Source organism: Bacteroides congonensis (assembly GCF_900130125.1).
In the GTDB taxonomy this organism is placed as follows: Bacteria; Bacteroidota; Bacteroidia; order Bacteroidales; family Bacteroidaceae; genus Bacteroides; species Bacteroides congonensis.
Window position 1 is genome coordinate 443010 of record NZ_FQXY01000007.1, and the last position, 20334, is coordinate 463343.

At 43.7% G+C, this 20334-nt stretch carries 10 protein-coding genes and 1 pseudogene; 1 reads left to right on the forward strand and 10 read right to left on the reverse strand.

Annotation, left to right across the window (positions count from 1 at the left end):
- Positions 1-91 precede the first annotated feature (91 nt).
- The 4 genes and pseudogenes from BQ7997_RS03200 to BQ7997_RS03220 form a co-directional block, all read right to left on the reverse strand.
- Positions 92-832, reverse strand: a pseudogene (locus BQ7997_RS03200) (PD-(D/E)XK nuclease family transposase); the annotation flags it as partial.
- 671 nt (positions 833-1503) lie between these two features.
- Complete coding sequence (locus tag BQ7997_RS03210) at positions 1504-3504, reverse strand: hybrid sensor histidine kinase/response regulator (protein WP_073343464.1); 2001 nt, start codon at positions 3502-3504, stop codon at positions 1504-1506.
- Between the two features lie 109 nt (positions 3505-3613).
- Positions 3614-4363: a nucleotidyltransferase family protein gene (locus tag BQ7997_RS03215; protein WP_073343466.1), complete on the reverse strand. Its 750-nt coding sequence runs from the start codon at positions 4361-4363 to the stop codon at positions 3614-3616.
- Between the two features lie 7 nt (positions 4364-4370).
- A complete protein-coding gene (locus BQ7997_RS03220; protein WP_073343469.1) occupies positions 4371-5804 on the reverse strand; it encodes a RapZ C-terminal domain-containing protein in 1434 nt (477 codons plus the stop codon).
- Between the two features lie 115 nt (positions 5805-5919).
- Here BQ7997_RS03220 and BQ7997_RS03225 point away from each other — a divergent pair, with 115 nt between their 5' ends.
- On the forward strand, positions 5920-9867 hold the full coding sequence (locus tag BQ7997_RS03225; RefSeq protein ID WP_073343473.1) for a two-component regulator propeller domain-containing protein: 3948 nt from the start codon (positions 5920-5922) through the stop codon (positions 9865-9867).
- A gap of 104 nt (positions 9868-9971) precedes the next feature.
- Here BQ7997_RS03225 and fsa read toward each other — a convergent pair whose 3' ends face one another.
- The 6 genes from fsa to BQ7997_RS03255 form a co-directional block, all read right to left on the reverse strand.
- Positions 9972-10628: a fructose-6-phosphate aldolase gene (gene fsa, locus BQ7997_RS03230; protein WP_073343475.1), complete on the reverse strand. Its 657-nt coding sequence runs from the start codon at positions 10626-10628 to the stop codon at positions 9972-9974.
- Between the two features lie 67 nt (positions 10629-10695).
- Positions 10696-11748: a class I fructose-bisphosphate aldolase gene (locus BQ7997_RS03235; RefSeq protein ID WP_022137774.1), complete on the reverse strand. Its 1053-nt coding sequence runs from the start codon at positions 11746-11748 to the stop codon at positions 10696-10698.
- A gap of 27 nt (positions 11749-11775) precedes the next feature.
- Positions 11776-12522 (reverse strand): 2,3-diphosphoglycerate-dependent phosphoglycerate mutase, encoded by a 747-nt coding sequence (gene gpmA, locus BQ7997_RS03240; protein ID WP_022137775.1) that lies wholly within the window; start codon positions 12520-12522, stop codon positions 11776-11778.
- A 238-nt stretch (positions 12523-12760) separates the two neighbouring features.
- Positions 12761-15271, reverse strand: coding sequence for a zinc-dependent metalloprotease (locus BQ7997_RS03245; RefSeq protein WP_073343477.1), 2511 nt, complete (start codon positions 15269-15271; stop codon positions 12761-12763).
- A gap of 17 nt (positions 15272-15288) precedes the next feature.
- Positions 15289-16716, reverse strand: coding sequence for a RagB/SusD family nutrient uptake outer membrane protein (locus tag BQ7997_RS03250; protein ID WP_073343480.1), 1428 nt, complete (start codon positions 16714-16716; stop codon positions 15289-15291).
- Positions 16717-16737: 21 nt separating this feature from the next.
- Positions 16738-20331, reverse strand: a complete 3594-nt coding sequence (locus tag BQ7997_RS03255) for a SusC/RagA family TonB-linked outer membrane protein (protein ID WP_073343483.1) — start codon at positions 20329-20331, stop codon at positions 16738-16740.
- Positions 20332-20334: the final 3 nt, after the last annotated feature.

The window sequence follows — 20334 nt, forward strand, 5'->3', positions numbered from 1 at the left end:
CGAATCAAAAAAAGAAAACGGGAATATTCGTTTCCGAATATTCCCGCCTTCCATATTTATATTTTTCAAATATAATTGCTATAACAGCAAATTAAATAGTTTCTATTTCTTCTATGGTTAATCCTGTAGATACAGCTATAACCTCAATAGAGATTCCGGCTTTTTTCAAATTACATGCAATTTCGAGCTGTTTCTTTTTCTCACCTTTCTCAAGCCCTTCTTTTATTCCTTCTTTTCTACCTTCTTTTATTCCTTCTCTTCTGCCTTCCTTCATTCCTTCCTTCATCCCTTCTTCAGCAGCTTTTCTACGCATCTCTTCATTTCTACGCCGCTCATCCTCTTCCACAATCAGGTTGACCCTATACCGATCCAACGCCTTATCATAAGCGATGCGGTTTTCTTCCGAAAGATCGGCAACTGCTGCCAATCTCGCCAGATGTTCAAACACTTGTTCTTTCAAAGCATCCGGCATTCTGTTCCAATTGCTCATATTCTTCAGTGCATAAATTAATTTATCATATAATGTATGGCAGTCCGATAGATCCTTAGTAAAATAAGGAAATTGCAAATAAATTTGCCGGAGATGCGGATTAATAATTTTCCCTGTATCACGATCAGAAAGAACCGTATCCGTACGGAACTTCGCCTCTAAATTTTCCTCTTTGAAATTCATTAGAAAGATTCCATATATAGTAGGTAATCTATACTGTTTCCCATACGCAACAAGTGGTTCTCTTGCAGTCATCGGATCTTCCGGAACAGGAACTTCTTTTGAGGAAGGCGATTCAATCTGCCGGCTCACTGCACGACAAACATAATAAAGCGTGCGATCCTTGACATATCTGGACATGATATTCTATTTTTATAGCAAAGATAACATATCCTATGGAATATAGTTCCATTCAAGCTATTCTTTTTCGACATTATAATTCTCATTGCCGGATATATAAGATTTGCCGGATATGAAAAAATGTTCCATTTTTAAGATTATAGGAAAAATAAAATCGCTTGGCACAGAGCTTCCCGAACAAAAACACATCTTCAAATTACATATATATACAGATAACTAAGAGAATATTGCATCTATTCTCTAATAATATACATTCTTTCCGGTGAAATAAATTCGTTTCCACACCGAGAAACACTTTGTTCCTCGGTGTGGAACACTTTGTTGCTCACCGGGGAACCTCTTCCTGCTCACCGACCAGGCTATAACAGCTCTCCGAAAAGAGCATTTGAGCGCTAGTTTATCTCAGATATGAGAAAGTCCCAAAACAACCATATGAATACACATCCCTATAGAATAGAAGCAAATTGATGCAAATATAAAAAATTAGCATACTTTCTAATTCCACAAACAGGATATCACAGGCACTTCGGATTTACATCATCCCAAATTCCGGACGTTTTTCCTTTCACTATGAACAAGCGATTGATATATAAAAATCTACAAGGAGAAAATATACATTTTTTCAGGTCAGCACATTTTTAATCTGATTCACTTCAACAGCCGTATTCTTTCAAAGTCTGCATCAGCTTCGCCCCATTAATCGGTTTCACCAGATAATCATCGCAACCCACTTTCAGAGCCGCCACCCGGTCTGCGTCAAAAGCATGAGCAGTCAAGGCGATAATAGGAATCTGAGTATTGAACTTACGAATCTCGGCAGTCGCAGTACGTCCGTCCATGACCGGCATCTTCATATCCATCAGCACAAGGTCTACCGGTTGAGTCCGGACAATTTCAACAGCTTTCTGCCCATTCGGAGCATGCAATAACTGATACCGGTTTTTCAAGATAGAAGATACGAGGAAAAAGTTACTCTGAATATCTTCCACTACAAGCACCTTCTTCTTAAGTTTCACAGTATCTTCGGAAACAAGAGAAAGCCCTTTCTCCTTCTCCATGCCCTTTCCACGATTCTGTCGGGAAGATTCCGCTCCACCGGCAGCCGATTCAAACCGACAAGGCAAAACCGCCCAGAAGAAAGAACCTTTTTCATATTCAGACTCGAATCCTATTTCTCCCCCACAAGCCTCAACGATAGCTTTACAAATAGACAGTCCCAGTCCGGTTCCCTGTGCAAATTCATCCAGTTTCTCAAAACGGTGGAATACCTTATCTTTTTTATCTTCGGGTATGCCGATACCTGTATCCCGGACATACAAACGAATATTACCGTCTATTTTCTCATACCCCATTTCAATAATCCCCTTGACGGTATATTTGATAGCGTTGGTTACAAAATTCATGAGAATCTGCGCCAAGCGGTTCTTATCCAGACGGACGATACAAGTTTCATAAGGATTCATGGCTACCAGACGGACTTGAGGATTAGTGACACGTTGTTGCATGACAGCAGTCAATTCATTAAAATAGACAGTCAAATCAAACTCTTCGTACTTCAACTCTACCGAGCCGGCTTCTATTTTCGAAAGATCCAGAATATCATTAATCAGTTTCAGAAGCAATTCGTTATTAGCATTAATGATTTGGACGTACTCTTCTTTTTCTTCATCATCGTCTGTCACCATCAACAAGTCAGAGAAACCGACGATAGCGTTTAACGGCGTACGGATTTCGTGACTCATATTCGCCAGAAAAGCGGATTTCAATTTATCGGATTGCTCGGCACGGCTTCTTGCCTTTTCAAGTTCACCTATCATATGCTGCCGTTCGGTAACATCATCCACACGGATTACGACACCGTCAATATCCCCCTGTTCGTTGAATATAGGAGTAGCAAATACTTCGATGACGTGCTTATTATCGAGATTGAATAATATGGATTCTACCTGACCGGATTGACGTGCACGCTGCATTACACAGTTCTCACAAGGAGTATTACGATTATGCGCTGTCATGTAGCAAAGTTCTCCAGTCTTATAAGCTTCATAAGAAAGGCTCTTGCTGCAAAGTGAGATGTTTTCCCATTGTACTATATAATCGTTCGCGATATATGCCAGACCTGAATTAATATTATTCAATACCAACTCATTCTGACGGTTCAACTGGATCATCCTTTGTTCGCTTTCAAGAAGTTCCTTTTTCGAGCGCACGGCCTCTTCGTAAAGGTTATCATATTTATCTTGCCACAAGACACGTTCGGTGACATCCTGCGTTATCACCAGATAATTCGTAATTTCAGCCCTCTCATTGTGTACGAAAGAAACAGTAAACTCAAAGAATTTGATACCGGACAAGGTGGTAGGAAAAAGACGGCGCAAAGTATCAAAATTGTATTTCGCCACAAAACGTACAGTTTCTCCTTTCCTGATCTGTGCCTTGATTTCATCGGAGAAACTTGTATAGTCAAATAAATTATGCCCCAGAATGTCTTTTTTGTCTTTTATCCCCATAGATTTCAACCGTGAGTAATTGACATCTATCATAAGACCATCCTTATCGTATAACTCCAGACCTACAGACAAGTCATTAAAGATATTATGCAATAAATCATCAGTTATCTCATTCACCAAAGCCCGGGAATATTCTTTTTCCATGTAGCAAAATTTGTGTAATATTACAATCTTGTTTGTTTCAGCCGGGTAAAGTTACATAAATCTGTTGTTACATAATAATAAAAGGGGCAAATAGCCCCTTTAGGTGTCTCTATATAGAACTTCGGTACATAAAATCTTCCGCTTCGGACAATGTCTCCGGTTTGCCAATATCTATTAATCGCAAATTCCCAGTCAAGCAACCGGAGTAATTTACCTGCCGGCACGTGGCAAGATAAAAATCCATTATGGAGAATTTGCCTTCCCAACGCGGCGCATCCATCCATTGAAAAATAACGGGAGAAAGTACATGGATACCGCTGAATGCATATTCCTGATAAAGGGACTGATTATACAGGAAGCCTTCCGGTTTCACCTGTCCCGTATCTTTATTAATCCACCCGCAAAGTCTCTTGTCCGTATCAAAAAGGAGATAACGGGAAGTTTTGCGCCGACTGGCAAGCAAAGTGGCTGCCCCTCCATCTTGCAGGTGATAATCATAGAGCTTTTTCAAATCAATGTCCGAAAGAATATCTACATTATGAATCAGGAAAGGTTCATTAGAATTCTCAAAGAAAGTACGGGCTTTCTTTATACCTCCTCCCGTATCAAGCAACAGGTCACGTTCGTCGGAGATATGTATGGCAAGCCCGAAATTATCGTTCATTTTCAGGAAATCAAGTATCTGTCCCCCGAAGTGATGGATGTTAATCACTATTTCCGTAAAGCCGGATGCTTTCAGTTTGAGGATAACATGTTCCAACATCGGCCGTCCGGCTACGGGGACAAGAGCTTTGGGCATGGTGTCGGTCAACGGTTTCAGGCGGCTGCCCAAACCGGCAGCGAATATCATAGCTTTCATACCTCTTCTACACAGTTGTTGCTTCAAACGTACGTTCTATATTCTGTTCACGGTGCACCAGTTCCACTTTCACTCCGAATTTCCGGTTCAGACGTTCCGCCAGATGCTGGGCTGAATAAACGGAACGATGTTGTCCGCCGGTACAACCGAAGCAGACAGACAGGTTACTGAATCCCCGTTCCACGTACCGTTTCACGGAAGCGTCGACCAAAGCATATACATGGTCGAGGAAATGAAGTATCTCCCCGTCTTCTTCGAGAAAAGTGATTACAGGTTCGTCCAATCCGGTAAAAGGCTTATATCGTTCATATTTTCCGGGGTTATTCACGGCACGGCAGTCAAAGACATAACCGCCCCCATTGCCTGTCGGATCGTCGGGAATGCCTTTCTTATAAGCAAAACTCATTACTTTGACGGTCAGTTGACGCTTTTTCAAATCATCTGTGAATTGCTTTAATCCGGTCAGTTCACGCAGAACTTTGCAGAGATACGGATATTCCGGATAATCTTCCTTCAGCAGTCCGCGCAAATTTGCGATGGCATAAGGGACACTTTGGATAAAATGAGGTTTCTTCTCGAAATAACCACGGAATCCGTAAGCGCCGAGCACCTGCAAGGTACGGAAAAGAACGAAATGACGGAGCTGGCTATAGAAATAAGGCTCGTCAATCGGCTGATATTTACGGAGGGCTTCTATGTATTCCTGTAATAGTTCCTTACGAAGGCTGTCGGGATATTTCGCCTTTGCCTGCCACAAGAAAGAGGCAATATCATAATAAAACGGGCCTTTACGTCCGCCCTGAAAGTCAATGAACCAAGGCTGCCCGTCCTTTATCATCACATTGCGGCTCTGAAAATCACGATACATAAATGTAGCGGAAGAACTGCGGAGCAGGACATCACTCATTTTCTGGAAATCATCTTCCAGTTTGTCTTCCTGAAACTCCATTCCGGTAGCTTTAAGAAAACAGTATTTAAAGTAATTCAAATCCCAGAGAATGGAACGCTGGTTGAACTCCGGCTGGGGATGGCAACGGGAAAAATCGAACCCGTCGGCTCCGGCAAACTGGATGGCGGGAAGCAGCCGAATCGTCTTGCGAAGCAACTCTTTTTCTTCTTCTGAGAATACACTGGTGGCACGCCCTTTTTCAATGGCATGGAATAATAAGGTATCGCCCAAATCTTCTTGCAGGTAACAGGCCTTGTCATCCGACACGATATGGACTTCGGGAACAGGCAGACCGCTTTTGCGGAAATGAGCTGCCATATAGAGAAAAGCTTCATTCTCGTCAATGGAAGTTCCATACACTCCGATCAATGTCTGTACGCCTGTCAGCCGGAAATAGCGGCGGTTGGAGCCGGAAGACGGTAGTTCTGTTATATTCTCTGCGGGGACGCCCGTATATGCCTGATAAAGTTTCTGTAGTTCTCCGGTAATCATAGTCTCGTATATTTTCGGGCAAAGATAGGGATAATAACTAAAAAATAAGGGGTCTGATTCAAGTAATATTCATCCGAATACACTATCTTTGTTTCAGTTAAACTGACCTGATTCCATGAAAAAAAGAATTCTGATACTACTATGTACTGCATTTATCATACAGCTTGCCGGCATTCTCCCCCTTCAAGCCGGACACTATTACTATAAGCAAATCTCCCTGAAAGACGGATTGCCTTCCACGGTGAGGTGTATCCTGACGGACGAACAAGGCTTCGTATGGATAGGAACACGCTCCGGTTTGGGACGATACGACGGACATGAACTTAAGAAATACGTTCATCAGGCTGATAACCCTCACTCCATTCCTCATAACCTAATCTATCAGATGATAGAAGACGAACAGAATAACATATGGATTCTGACGGATAAGGGAGTGGCACGCTATCAGCGGCAGAGTGATGATTTCTTCATACCGGTAAATGAAACAGGAAATAACATCATCGTTTATTCCGTTTGCCTGACTAAAGGCGGAGTCTTGTTCGGCTCGAAAAACAAGATATTTTTCTATAACTACCAGGATACCTCTTTCCGTCTCCTGCAATCATTCGACCTGGTGTCCAATTACAATGTCACCCTGCTGAGCCTTTGGGACGAACATACACTACTCTGTTGCAGCCGGTGGCAAGGCCTGCTCCTGCTCGACCTGAAGACCGGAAAATGCAGCCGTCCGCCTTTCGATTGCGGAAAGGAAATCATGAATGTGCTCATAGACTCACAAAAAAGGATATGGGTAGCTCCTTACAACGGGGGATTGAATTGCCTGACCCGTGACGGCAAATTACTGGGCACTTACACTACCCGCAATTCATCCCTGAGCAACAACGTCGTATTAAGCCTTGCCGAACGGGAAGGGCAAATATGGATTGGAACAGACGGGGGCGGCATCAATATCCTCGACCCGGAAACGGGACAATTTTCTCTTTTGGAACATATCCCCGGAAGGGATAATTATTCACTTCCCGCCAATTCTATCTTATGTCTTTACAACGACCGGAACAATAATATATGGGCAGGCAGCATCCGCAACGGGCTAATCAGCATCCGGGAAGTTTCCATGAAAACTTATAAGGACGTATTGCCCGGCAATGACCGCGGACTAAGCAACGCTACTGTCCTGAGTCTTTTCCAGGAATCAGAAAGCCGGATATGGATAGGCACGGACGGAGGCGGTATAAACAGTTTCAATCCGCTTACGGAGAAATTCACTCATTACCCTTCGACTTGGGAAGATAAGGTGGCGTCTATCTGCGCGTTTACTCCCGGCAAATTATTGATTTCCCTTTTCTCGCAGGGAGTATTCATTTTCAATCCGGCAACCGGAGAAAAACAACCTTTCACCATTGTCGATGCTGAAACAAACGCTCGTCTCTGCAACCGGGGAAAAGCCGTGAATTTATTACAAAACACACCGCATAGTATCCTATTTCTAGGGGAGCATATTTATAAGTACAACCTGAAAGAGCAAACTTTCAGCATCGCTACAGAACAGGAAGGACAGGATATCATCGGTGCTCTCCTACCAATCGGCAATTATCAGGAGCATACTTATCTGAGCGATACAAAGCATATTTATGAACTGGATAACCGTACAAACCGGCTGAAAGCCCTGTACTCTTGTCAGAAAGACACGATTATCAATTCTGTTTCACGGGACGAAGAGGGCAATTTCTGGATTGGAAACAATTACGGATTGGTGCATTACAGCCCCAGTACAAAGACAAAGACTCCGATACCGACTTCCCTGTTCGGCGAAATCACCCTGATAGTATGTGACCAGCAGGGAAAAGTATGGATAGGAGCCGACAGTATGTTATTCGCCTGGTTGATTAAGGAAAAGAAGTTTGTCCTGTTCGGAGAATCCGACGGCGTCATCCTAAACGAATACCTTTCCAAGCCCCAGCTATTGAGCATGCAGGGAGAGGTATATATGGGCGGGGTAAAAGGTCTGCTGCATATCAACAGCAACCTTCCTTTAACGACATCCGAACTTCCCCAACTCCAGTTGTCGGATGTCATTATCAACGGAGAGTCCGGCAATAATGAGTTGAGCGGCAATCCGAAAGGAATCACCGCACCCTGGAACAGTAATATTACTATCCGGGTGATGTCAAAAGAGGAAGATATCTTCCGCCAAAAAGTATATAAATACCAGATAGAAGGGCTGAACGACCAGCAAATCGAATCTTACAATCCCGAACTGGCTATACGCTCACTGCCACCGGGGAGTTATAAAATCATGGCTTCCTGTACCGCAAAGGACGGTAGTTGGATTCCCAGTCAGGAAGTACTTGAACTGACGATTCTTCCGCCGTGGTATCGCACGTGGTGGTTCATCCTGAGCTGCGCGATTTTCGTTGCCGCCGTTATCATAGAAACGTTCCGAAGGACATTGAAACGTAAAGAAGAAAAATTAAAGTGGGCAATGAAGGAACATGAGCAACAGGTGTATGAGGAAAAAGTACGTTTCCTCATTAACATCAGCCATGAGCTTCGTACTCCATTGACACTGATACACGCTCCGCTCAGCAGGATATTGAAATCATTATCTTCCGACGACAATCATTATCTTCCGTTGAAAGCTATTTACAGACAGTCGCAACGCATGAAGAATCTCATAAACATGGTGCTTGACGTGCGCAAGATGGAAGTCGGAGAAAGTAAAATGCAAATACAGCCTCATCCACTCAACCAATGGATTGAGCACGTATCACAGGACTTCATCAATGAGGGTGAAGCCAAGAATGTACGAATCCGCTATACACTCGACCCGAGGATTGAAACTGTCAGCTTCGATAAGGACAAGTGTGAAACTATTTTAAGCAACCTGCTTATTAATGCCCTGAAACATAGTCCCGAAAATACGGAAATTACAATTACCTCAGAGTTACTTCCCGAAGCCGGCAGAGTACGTATCTCCATTATCGACCAGGGAAACGGATTGCAGCAGGTAGATATCCGGAAACTCTTTACCCGCTTCTATCAGGGAACGGGAGAGCAAAGCGGAACGGGAATCGGGCTGTCTTATTCAAAGATTCTTGTTGAGCTGCACGGCGGTTCTATCGGCGCCCGTAATAATCAGGAAACCGGTGCTACTTTCTTCTTCGAACTTCCTCTAAAACAAGGAACTGAAGAGATTATCTGCCAACCCAAAGCGTACCTGAACGAACTGATTAATGACGACAAGAATGAACGTATACCGGACGAGAGTAATTTCGACACTGCTCCTTATACGATTTTAGTCGTGGATGACAATCCCGACCTGACAGATTTCCTGAAGAAATCACTGGGAGAATATTTCAAACGCATAGTAATCGCTTCGGACGGTGTGGAAGCGCTGCAACTTATCAAAAATCATGCACCGGATATCATTGTCAGTGACGTGATGATGCCGCGAATGAACGGATACGAACTTTGTAAGAACATGAAGGAAGATATTACCATCAGCCATATTCCTATCATTCTGCTGACGGCAAGAGATGATAAACAAAGCCAGTTGAGCGGTTACAAGAATGGAGCGGACGGCTATCTGACAAAGCCTTTCGAAATAGAGATGCTGATGGAAATTATCCGTAACCGGTTAAAGAACCGGGAGTCTACCAAGAAAAGGTACCTGAACGCAGGATTAATCCCCGCAGCGGAAGAAAGTACGTTCAGTCAGGCAGACGAAACATTCCTGTTGAAACTGAATCAGATTATTCAGGTGAATCTGGACAGCAGTAGTTTAGATGTCACTTTTATCTGTAAAGAGATAGGAATGAGCCGGGCTTCGCTTTATAACAAGTTGAAAGCGCTGACTGATATGGGAGCCAATGATTATATCAATAAATTCCGGATGGAAAAAGCGATTACGTTAATCACGGGCACGGAAATGTCATTCACGGAAATCGCGGAGAAAGTTGGATTCACGACTTCGCGCTATTTCAGTACGGCTTTCAAGCAATATACGGGAGATACGCCGACACAGTACAAGGAAAAACGGAAACAGGAAAAAAAGAGCGAATAATAGCTTTTACTACTAAAAAAGATAAAGAAAAACGGTGAACACTACGCAGTCATAACCTGCCTGATGTCCACCGTTTATCACATATAATCGCATCTCACTTACATTCAGCCATTCACTTTCTTGTAGTCCTCCAGGAATTTCTTCAATCCCGAATCCGTCAACGGATGATTGAGCAATCCCTTGATAGCACTCAACGGACAAGTAGCCACGTCTGCTCCTACTTCCACACATTCGATGATATGTTTCGTGTTACGGATAGAGGCAGCCAATACTTGAGTCTTGTAATCGTACGTACGATACATACGTACAATATCGCCAACAAGTCCTACCCCATCTTCGCAAATATCATCCAAGCGTCCCACAAAAGGTGAAACATAAGTAGCTCCGGCTTTAGCGGCCAGTAATGCCTGCCCTACGGAAAAGACCAATGTACAGTTTGTACGAATTTTCTTCTCCTTAAAATGCTTGATAGCTTTGATGCCATCGGCAATACAAGGCACTTTCACCACGATATGCGGGTCGAGCGCGGCAAGTTCCTCGCCTTCGCGAATCATACCCTCATAATCGGTCGCTATCACTTCGGCACTCACGTCGCCATTGACAATCTTGCATATCTTGACATAATGTTCACGCTGGTTTTGCGTACCCTTGATACCTTCTTTCGCCATCAGCGAAGGATTGGTAGTCACTCCGTCAAGTACTCCGAGGTCATATGCCTCTTGAATCTGCTCCAAATTGGCCGTGTCAATAAAAAACTTCATACTTCTAATTTTTAATGGTTAACTATCTAATAGTCAAAGATAAGAATTAATTTCCATTCTTCCGGGATTAAGCAATTGTTATTTCCGGGTCAAGATATACATCCTGAATGGTATTCAATAATTCCACACCTTCATTCATCGGTTTCTGGAAAGCCTTACGTCCGCTAATCAATCCCATACCTCCGGCACGCTTATTGACTACGGCAGTAATGACAGCATCACGCAAGTCAGATTCTCCATGAGATTCTCCGCCGGAGTTAATCAATCCTACACGCCCCATATAGCCGTTGGCTACCTGATAGCGGCAAAGGTCAATCGGGTGTTCGGAACTTAATTCGGTGTACATACGTTCGTCAATCTTACCGAAGCCGATGGCTTTGAACCCACCATTATTAGTAGGAAGTTTCTGTTTTACAATGTCCGCTTTGATAGTGACACCCAAACGGTCGGCCTGTCCGGTGAGGTCAGCGGCGGAATGATAATCCACAGCACCTTTCTTGAAATCATTGTTACGCAGATAACACCAAAGTATGGTTGCCATACCGAGTTCGTGCGCATATTCAAAAGCCTCGGCAATCTCTACCAACTGTCGGCGGCTCTGTTCCGAACCGAAATAGATGGTTGCCCCTACGGCTACCGCTCCCATATTCCATGCTTCCTTGACTGTACCGAACAATACCTGATCGAAACTGTTCGGATAAGAAAGTAATTCATTGTGGTTCAGTTTCACAATGAAAGGTATCTTATGGGCATATTTACGTGCCACGGAACCAAGGATACCGAATGTGGAAGCTACTCCGTTACAGCCGCCTTCAATAGCCAGTTTCACAATATTCTCCGGGTCGAAATAAATCGGGTTCGGGGCAAACGATGCTCCGGCAGTGTGCTCGATATCCTGATCGACAGGAAGTATGGATACATAACCGGTATTTGCCAGTCGTCCATGTCCCAACAGGGTTTGCAGGCTGTTCAATACGCGTATGTTCCGGTCGGAATCAATCCATACCTTGTCTATCGTATCGGGAGACGGAATATGAATCAATGACTTGTCAATGGTTTCGCAAGTGTGATCCAGATAATAATTGGCTTTATCTCTTAGTAATTCAACTATTTTACTCATAACTTTAATTTTTAATGTGTTATTATTCTATTTTTTCTTTCCCTGATTGGCTACTGCATCCATCAGTTTCTTTATTTCCTCCGGATTTCCGAGGAAATAATCATTAGCCACGTTCAGGTTTTCATCAAACTCGAACACGTAAGGCACGGCAGTAGGCAGGTTCAGTTTTATAATATCTTCATCCGAAATATGCTTCAAGTGCTTGATAATACCTCTCAAACTATTGCCGTGAGCCACGACCAATAAGGTGTGGGCTGTCTTCAGGCTCGGAAATATATCCGATTCCCAATAAGGCATAATACGTTCGATGGTATCTTTTAATGATTCGGTACGGGGGAGTTCAGCATCGGGCACTTCGTGATAGCGGTAATCAAAACGGGGATTTCGCAGGTCTTTTTCTGAAAGCGGATTGGGAGCTATATCGTAGCTACGACGCCAGACGAGCACTTGTTCTTCACCATATTTCTCAGCGGTTTCCGCTTTATTCAATCCTTGCAACTCGCCATAATGCTTTTCATTAAGGCGCCAGTTTTTCTCCACAGGAATCCAGTCCAAGTCCATCTTGTCCAGTACACAGTTCAGCGTCTTTACGGCTCTTTTCAGATAAGAGGTATAGGCTTTATCGAAATTGAATCCATATTCTTTCAGTGTCACGCCGGCTTTCTCAGCTTCGGCAACTCCTTTTTCAGTCAAGTCTACATCTGTCCAACCGGTAAAACGGTTTTCCTTGTTCCAGACACTTTCTCCATGACGAAGCAATACTATCTTTTTCATTCTTATAAATCTCCTTTCTTCTTTTTACATATACAACATTTTGTTTCTCCACAAAGTTCATTGGAGAATGAATAGTTATCAAAATCCCCAAATGATGATTCTTTCAGTAAATCAGTAAAATACAGGAAGCATGTATATAAAAAACAAACTCACCTTTCCCCGAAGGGAAAAGCGAGTTTATTAAAAAAAAGAGAGAGAATTTAATGCATAAAAATCGGTCCTAGTTTTGCGTTTTGTTTTATAAGCCCTCTGTTGAAGCAGATATATCGGCATTTATACCATAATATGCTTCTTTTGTCTTTTTAATATCCCGCAGCAAAGCTGCATAATGACGATAATTCAAATCACCTTCCTTGCAAACGGCAAGCTGTCTTTTCACATATTCCTCCATCTTATCAAAATGTGTTTCCACAAAGAGCAGGATATCAGAACGGCTGAATGTCGCATTCGCATTAGCGATATCTTTGCTTTCGGGATTCATCATGCGTCCGATAAATGTCAGATAAGACCGTTGCAACTGGCGACGGAGATTATTTTCCAACTCATTGGAAGTGTTCAAAGGTTTCCATATCGCAGTGAACACATCATTCAGATATTCATCAAGCGGATACGGTTCCGAACCACACAAAGAACTCGAATAGATATTATACAACATTCCCGGCGCAAGCAATAAAGCGACTAAGGAATTTTGGCGGTCACGAATTTCATCCATAGGTTTGACTCCCGTGCAACTCACCACTTTATCCGGATAGAGCCAGAGCGGAGCCTCGAACAGATTGCGTCCAAACCACTCTATCGCCTCTTTCTGCACACTGCGCGGCAGATAATCATGAGGTTTCATCCCCGGCAGATTATTGGTATAACGGCCACCCAAGTTTCTCTGTACATGCATAGTGTATTTCATATGTTGGGCACGAACTGATTTATAAATCGTATTCAGGTCGTCATACTGGCCGTCAGGCTGCGCTGTCCAAGTCATTATATTTTCCATCACCCTTTTCAGGTTCTTTATGCCATATTCATTCGCCTTCATGTTATTGTCGCCCAAATCCTCACTTTGGCTGCGCGGGTCAGCACCTTTTCCCTCATCACCAATAAACAACATGCGACGATCGCTCCGGAGTTTCTTCGTGACTTCGGCACGCAATGCCGCTTTCTCCTTAAAAGGGCCTTTAAATTCGGGACGATACTGGTAACCCCATTTTATCGCCCATTTATCATAGTCGCCAATACGAGGGAAAAGTCCTTTCCCGGAAATCTTATCCTCAGGCTGCGCCACATAGTTAAACCGCGCATAATCCATTATCGACACCGTGTGACCATTGGCTTCCACCCAAGCCTTGTCACGCAACTTTTCTACCGGCGTAGCCGAACTTGCCGCCATGTTGTGACGCAAACCGAGGGTATGCCCTACCTCATGTGAGGAAACGAACTGAATCAACGTACCCATCAATTCATCATCAAAGTTCATTGTCTGCGCGCGTTTATCCAAAGGCCCGCACTGTACCATATACCACTTTTTAAGCAAGTTCATCACGTTGTGATACCAACAGATATGGCTCTCCATGATTTCTCCGCTACGAGGGTCTACAATACGCGGCCCATAAGCATTCTCATTTTCCGAAGGCAGATAGCGCAACACGCTATAACGTGCGTCATCCAAACTCATAGTAGGATCGTCCGGCCATTCTTTAGCCATGATGGCATTTTTGAATCCGGCTGCTTCGAATGCTACATTCCAGTCTTTCACACCCGCTTTAAGATAAGGTATCCATTTCTTCGGTGTTGCAGGGTCTATGTAATATACAATAGGGCGTTTCGGCTCGGTAAGTTGTCCCCGGCGATAACGTTCCGGGTCTTTCGGCTCCAACCGATAACGTTGAATGATAGCTCCACGCACAGTAACCTGCTGGTCGTCCGAAAATTCAGTTACCGGATTCTGGAAGAATCCCACCCGTTCATCCGCCAGTCGTGGCTGCATGGGTTCTTTAGGCAACATTACCATGCTGGTATTCAATTTCACAGTCACCGAACCCGTCGTTGCCGCCGGCAACTTGCCGGAAGTAATATTGTAAGTACGCAAGGTGGTCACCTCTACATTAATAGGATAAGTCTTGATGGTATCCATAAATGTACGGTCCTGTACTAATGAGCCGATACCCAGAATGGAACGGTCACTTGATGTAAAGCCACACGTCTTGTTATCCCCCAGAAGAAACTTGGATACATTAATGAGCTGTGCCTGGGTTTCCGGATTCCTACCGATAACATCGAATTTGGCAATTACCGGATCTACGGTCGATTGCTTCAAAGCCTCAGCTATCTTATCACCCGGACGGCCAAACTGTGATTGTACATACTCACGCAGAAAGAGAGTCTTGCCATTATGCTGTTCCCAATAAACCACACTCCGGTTCACCTCTTCACCACTAATCATCTTGAAACCCTGCGGCACGGCTTTAAAACGGGTAACGACCAACAATAACCGTCCCATCAAAGAATCCGGTACTTCAAAATACCAGTCATCTTTGATATGCCGTACTGTAAACATCCCCTCACATTCACTACCTCCATCTTTCAGTAGTTTCTCGTAAGCTGTCTCTTTCTTGACAGTGTCTTTCTTAACTGTATCTTCACGGACTACCAGACTCTTCTTCCCAAATTCCGGCAGACTGGTACCGCTAGCCTGTACTTCGGCTCCTTGCAACGCCCAAAGCACCAATACAATTATCATCAAACTCTTTTGCATTGTTTTCCTGATTTATTTTATTCGTTAGTATTCAGTGTCAGATTCGGATTCTTTTCACGGGCAGCCACCGGGAACGGAATGATATACAAACGTGAATCCGGTTTCAACGTATATGTCTTCTGCTCAACATCCGTAGAAACCACCGGAAACTTGCGGGTAATCGTCTTCGCATAGTCTGCTTCCGTATTGAACCGTTTCAAATCCCAGAAACGGCTAAAGCCTGAAATCAGTTCCCTGCGGCGTTCATCAATGATTTCCTGCATCATCTCACGCTCGGTAGCCGGTTCCGGCAATACGGCTTCCGTACCTCTGATTCGTTTTTCACGCAACAGGTTCAAAGTCCCGACTGCCCCCGATATGTCCTTCAACCGTGCTTTGGCTTCAGCCAAAATTAGATAAACTTCAGCTGTACGCATACCTACGGACATCGTCTGGAATTTGGAATAAGTAATTGAAGTATTCCACAAAGCAGCACCAGAACCTTCATCAAAATAATAGATACTATTGCCGGTCGTTTTGAAGAACTGGTTCATACGTTCGTCATTCTGTCCGTAAAGTTGCACTAACTCCGGGCTTGCCATACCATATACATGAGCCAAGTTATCAGAAGTTCCTCCCATATAAGCATAGTTCAAAATCTCCGGATTACCGCCTTTGGCATAAGTCAAAACTTTGGTCGGCCCCCCTGCATCCGCCAATGCTATATAATCAATCAAGCTACTGTTCCGCTTCAACGATTCTTCCGCAGCTTCTTTCGCTTTCTTCCAGTCTCGATGGAACAGATAAACGCGGGCGGCCAATGCATAACCAAACGCTTTGGACGGATGATATACATTCACCGGCTCTTCCTGTAAATAAGGAAGTGCTTCTTCTATATCCTTAATGATGAAATCATAAACTTCGGCAACAGTCGATTTAACCGGAGTAGCTTCCAAGTCATATTTACTGACGATGGCAATCCCGCCGTCATTCGCCGCCGTTTCCGGATCATAGGCTTTCGCATATGTATTCACTACAATAAAATGATCCCAAGCACGCATAATCTTCGCTTCCGCTTTTGCCAGTTCCTTGGTATCTTTATCACCCTGGCTATCATCCACCAATGAGATCACAATATTTGACCGCAAGATATATGTATAACAATTTGCATACAAATTGTTGTCACTCAGTTCTTTCCTGTCGGCTTCCTCATTGAAAGTCATATTAATGCCATCAAAGGAAGTATATTCTTTACCAATAATTTTTGATTCTAATGACCAGACATTGTCACTTAGCAATGCAAAAGACATCGGATTATAAGTCCGGTTCGGCAAAGCCACCAATTCATAATAAGTCTCGGTAGAGTCCACAGTTTTCTTTCCTGTGGGGGTAATATCCACGTAATTCTCGCAAGCCGCAAATCCTAAGATAAGCAGAACCGGCAATATATAAAGTAATTTACGCATATCCTATATTCTTTTTAATAATTAGAAACTTGTTGATAATCCGATAGAATAAGTCTTGGGTGAAGCCATGCCACGTGTGCCGCTGTTCAATCCGTAGCTTTCCGGGTCAATGTCGCTTCCTGCCTTACACCAGGTAAACAGGTTGTTCACTTGCAACTTCAATTTCAATGAATTAAGCCGGATTTGACGGCAGATACCAGACGGCAAACTATACCCCAGACTCAAGCTACGCAATTTCACATAACCTGCATCTTTCACATTAATATCACCATATTGCCACCAGTCCTGGAAAGTGCTTGCGTAAGTTTTAACCTTTGTGGGCATATCAATATACATACGTACATTTGCATCCGGTGCATCCGCACTCCAACGGTTGGTTATGTCTTTCAACGTCTGGCTTCCCACCTGATCACTCATACTTACCACACTGTTACGCAGTTTGTTACCGCCTGCATATACAAAGAAAGCATTCAAGGCAATTCCCTTGTAGCTAAGTCTCAAGGATACTGCTCCATTGAATTTCGGAGTCAGCGAACCAAGATTTACAAGATTCTCAGTACCTTTCAGTGACGATCCGGTAGTAATATTGGCAACCGTACCATCCTCGTTGAACGTCACCAAGTCATTCCCGTCCTTGTCCACCGCTACCGGATATCCGTTTTCAATACGGTCTATACGGTAAGCCCAAAGCGTATTATAACTGGTTCCTTCCATAAAGTAATTCTGCGGGCTCACAATGAAACTTGTCGAAGTGTCCGAATCACTATGATCCACCTTTAACATCTTGTTCTTGTTATGGGCTAAGTTAAAATCAACAGCAAAATTCCAATCCTTCTTCCTGATGAGATTGGCAGTAAGAGAAAATTCTACACCCCGGTTGCGCATCTCACCGTTATTCACTACACGTGATTTAGCCCCCAATGTGGGATCCATGTAGCGGCGTACAAGCAAATCAGATGCGTGGCGGTTATAATACTCCAGGCTACCATTGACCAAATTATTGAAAAGACGGAAATCCAGTCCCACATTGTAAGTGGCTGTTTTCTCCCAACGGAGTTTCGGATTCGGAAGATCATCATCATCATAAGTCAGGTAAGTCGTCTTGATCGGATTGCTCTGGGTCTTCTGCTTTACTACAAAATAGGTAGTCGAACCCTGATCCACATTACCGTTGATACCATAAGTCATACGTGCTTTCAGGAAGTCGAGCCAAACAATATCTTTCATAAATGACTCTTCCGACATAATCCAGGACGCACCGACAGACCACAGGGGATGACGCTGGTTACGGATATCAAGTCCGAACAAGTCCGCCTGATCCCAGCGGATACTTCCGGATACATTATAACGGGACAGATAAGAATAGCCTACATTGGCATAGAAAGACGCATAACGATGGCGTGATTCTTGCAATGTAGCCGGCAGACCACTTAAAGTGATCGTACTACCGGTAAGAGCACTGGTTCCTACACCGTCACGGTATGCTTGCCAATCCATAATGTCAGAAGTCAGTGTCTGAGGATCGTATCCATACATTAATTGCTGAGTAAGTTTCGGAATCTTATTCTCTCTGAATTCGAGTCCGGCAATGGCAGTTACTGCATGATTCTTCCATTTTTTATCAAAGTCTATCTGGTTACGCACGGTATAACGGTTACTGCTCAGCTCATTTTGAGAGAACCGTCCGCCTTTCGGCATTTGCGATTTTCCATTCGTATCAATCATAGAGTTGTACGTCATACGCATCAGATAGGAGTCTTCCGCATCAAACACTTCACTCTTGCTATGATTCCATTCATACTGATACATGAAGTTATATTTAAACATCTTCAGGAATCGTGCCTGCAAGCTGACAAACGGGCGGATGCTGACATTGCGTGATTTGGTACCGCCTTCACCCAATGCGTCAAGCACATTGAAACCAAATGTTTTATAAGGTGAAACACCTTCCGCCTTGCTCACGACACTGCCATTGTAAGCTCCACCCGAATATCCGCTTACATTCACATAAGGAGAATTATAACGGTTACCATCGGCATCCATTATTCTTTCATAACGTTGTTGCATAGTGTAACTGGTAAACAGGGTATTCGGTGTATCGCTACTTCCCAGACGGGCGTCCACCCCGGCATTCACATTCAACCAACTGGTGATGGCATAGTTCGACTTATAATACAAGGAGAATTTATTCCTTTTATCATTTATCGTACGCCCCTTGTCATTTTCATAATTGAACGAAAGGAAGTGATTGTTTTTTCCGACTTTCTGCGATACGGACACATTATAACGCTGAGTTACAGCCGTGCGCCAGGCATTGTCACGATATTCTTTATAATAGTCATTATTACGCCACTGATTCAATGTGGCTTCGACTTCACTATTATTTAGTGTACCATTCTCCCGCTCCAGATAAAGTTGGAACAACGGATTATAGTAACCTGATTTATAAGTGGACAAAAAACCGGATGCACTGCCTGATTCGGCTACATTCGCATCAAACACAGCTGTTTGATAATCAATAATATCACTTGTAGAAGCCAGATTCAAACTATTGAAATTCGGTTTGCTGGTGATGAACCAATCAGCATTGATATTCACATGCGCACCCTCTTCTTTGGCCTGTTTGGTAACTACCACAATAATGCCGTTTGCAGCCAAAGCACCATAAATACTGGCTGCCGCCGCATCCTTCAAGACAGTAATACTCTCTACATTATAGGGATTTATCTCACTCAGGGTCAAGTCGGTCGGCATATCATCCACTACGATTAGCGGATGTGAGCCTACATCATTCGAGAACGTACCTCTACCGCGAAGAATAGGGCTCATATCCCCGTTATTCGGATTGATATCCATACGCAGGCCGGCTATCTGACCTTCCAGAGAAGAAGCCAAGTCACTATGCATCTGCCTTGTCAGTTGTTCGGAATCTATGAAGCCGAAAGAGGCGGTAGAACGTTCACGGCTGATACGCTGATACCCCGTCACTACAACATCTCCCAATTGCTGTTTATCTTCATGCATAATCACATTGACATGAGTACGCCCTTTAATAGATACCTTTTCAGTTTGCATACCGACAAAAGAAACTTCCAGTGTGTGGGTTTCTTCCATCACTTTACAAGTGAAATTTCCTTTGATATCGGAAATAGCTCCAAACGGGCTGTCGATTCCCCGGATATTCGCACCCGGCAGCGGATCTCCTTTTTCATCCACTACCCGCCCTTCGATGTTCCTGACTTTACGAGTAGTCGATACAGGCTTCACTCTACGGACAGTGATAAAATGTTGTTTCACCTCATATTCAAAAGGTTTCCCTTCCAGTATTTTCTGAAGTGCCGGCAAAGGAGCCAACTGGCGTATACTGACACTTACCCGATATGCGCTGACATCTGCACTAGGAAAATTCACCTTATAACCGGACACATTGCTGAACTGCTTCAAAGCCTCTCCCAGTGGCACTTCCTTTAGTTCCAAAGAAATCAATTTGCTGTCCGTATCTTGCGCCCGTCCATGCAGGGCAATTACAAACATCAGCAATAAGAAGGCGGCTTTCATCCATACGACCTTTCTCATTGCCTTTTTGCGAGACAATGTAATTTGTTGCTTTTTCATAAG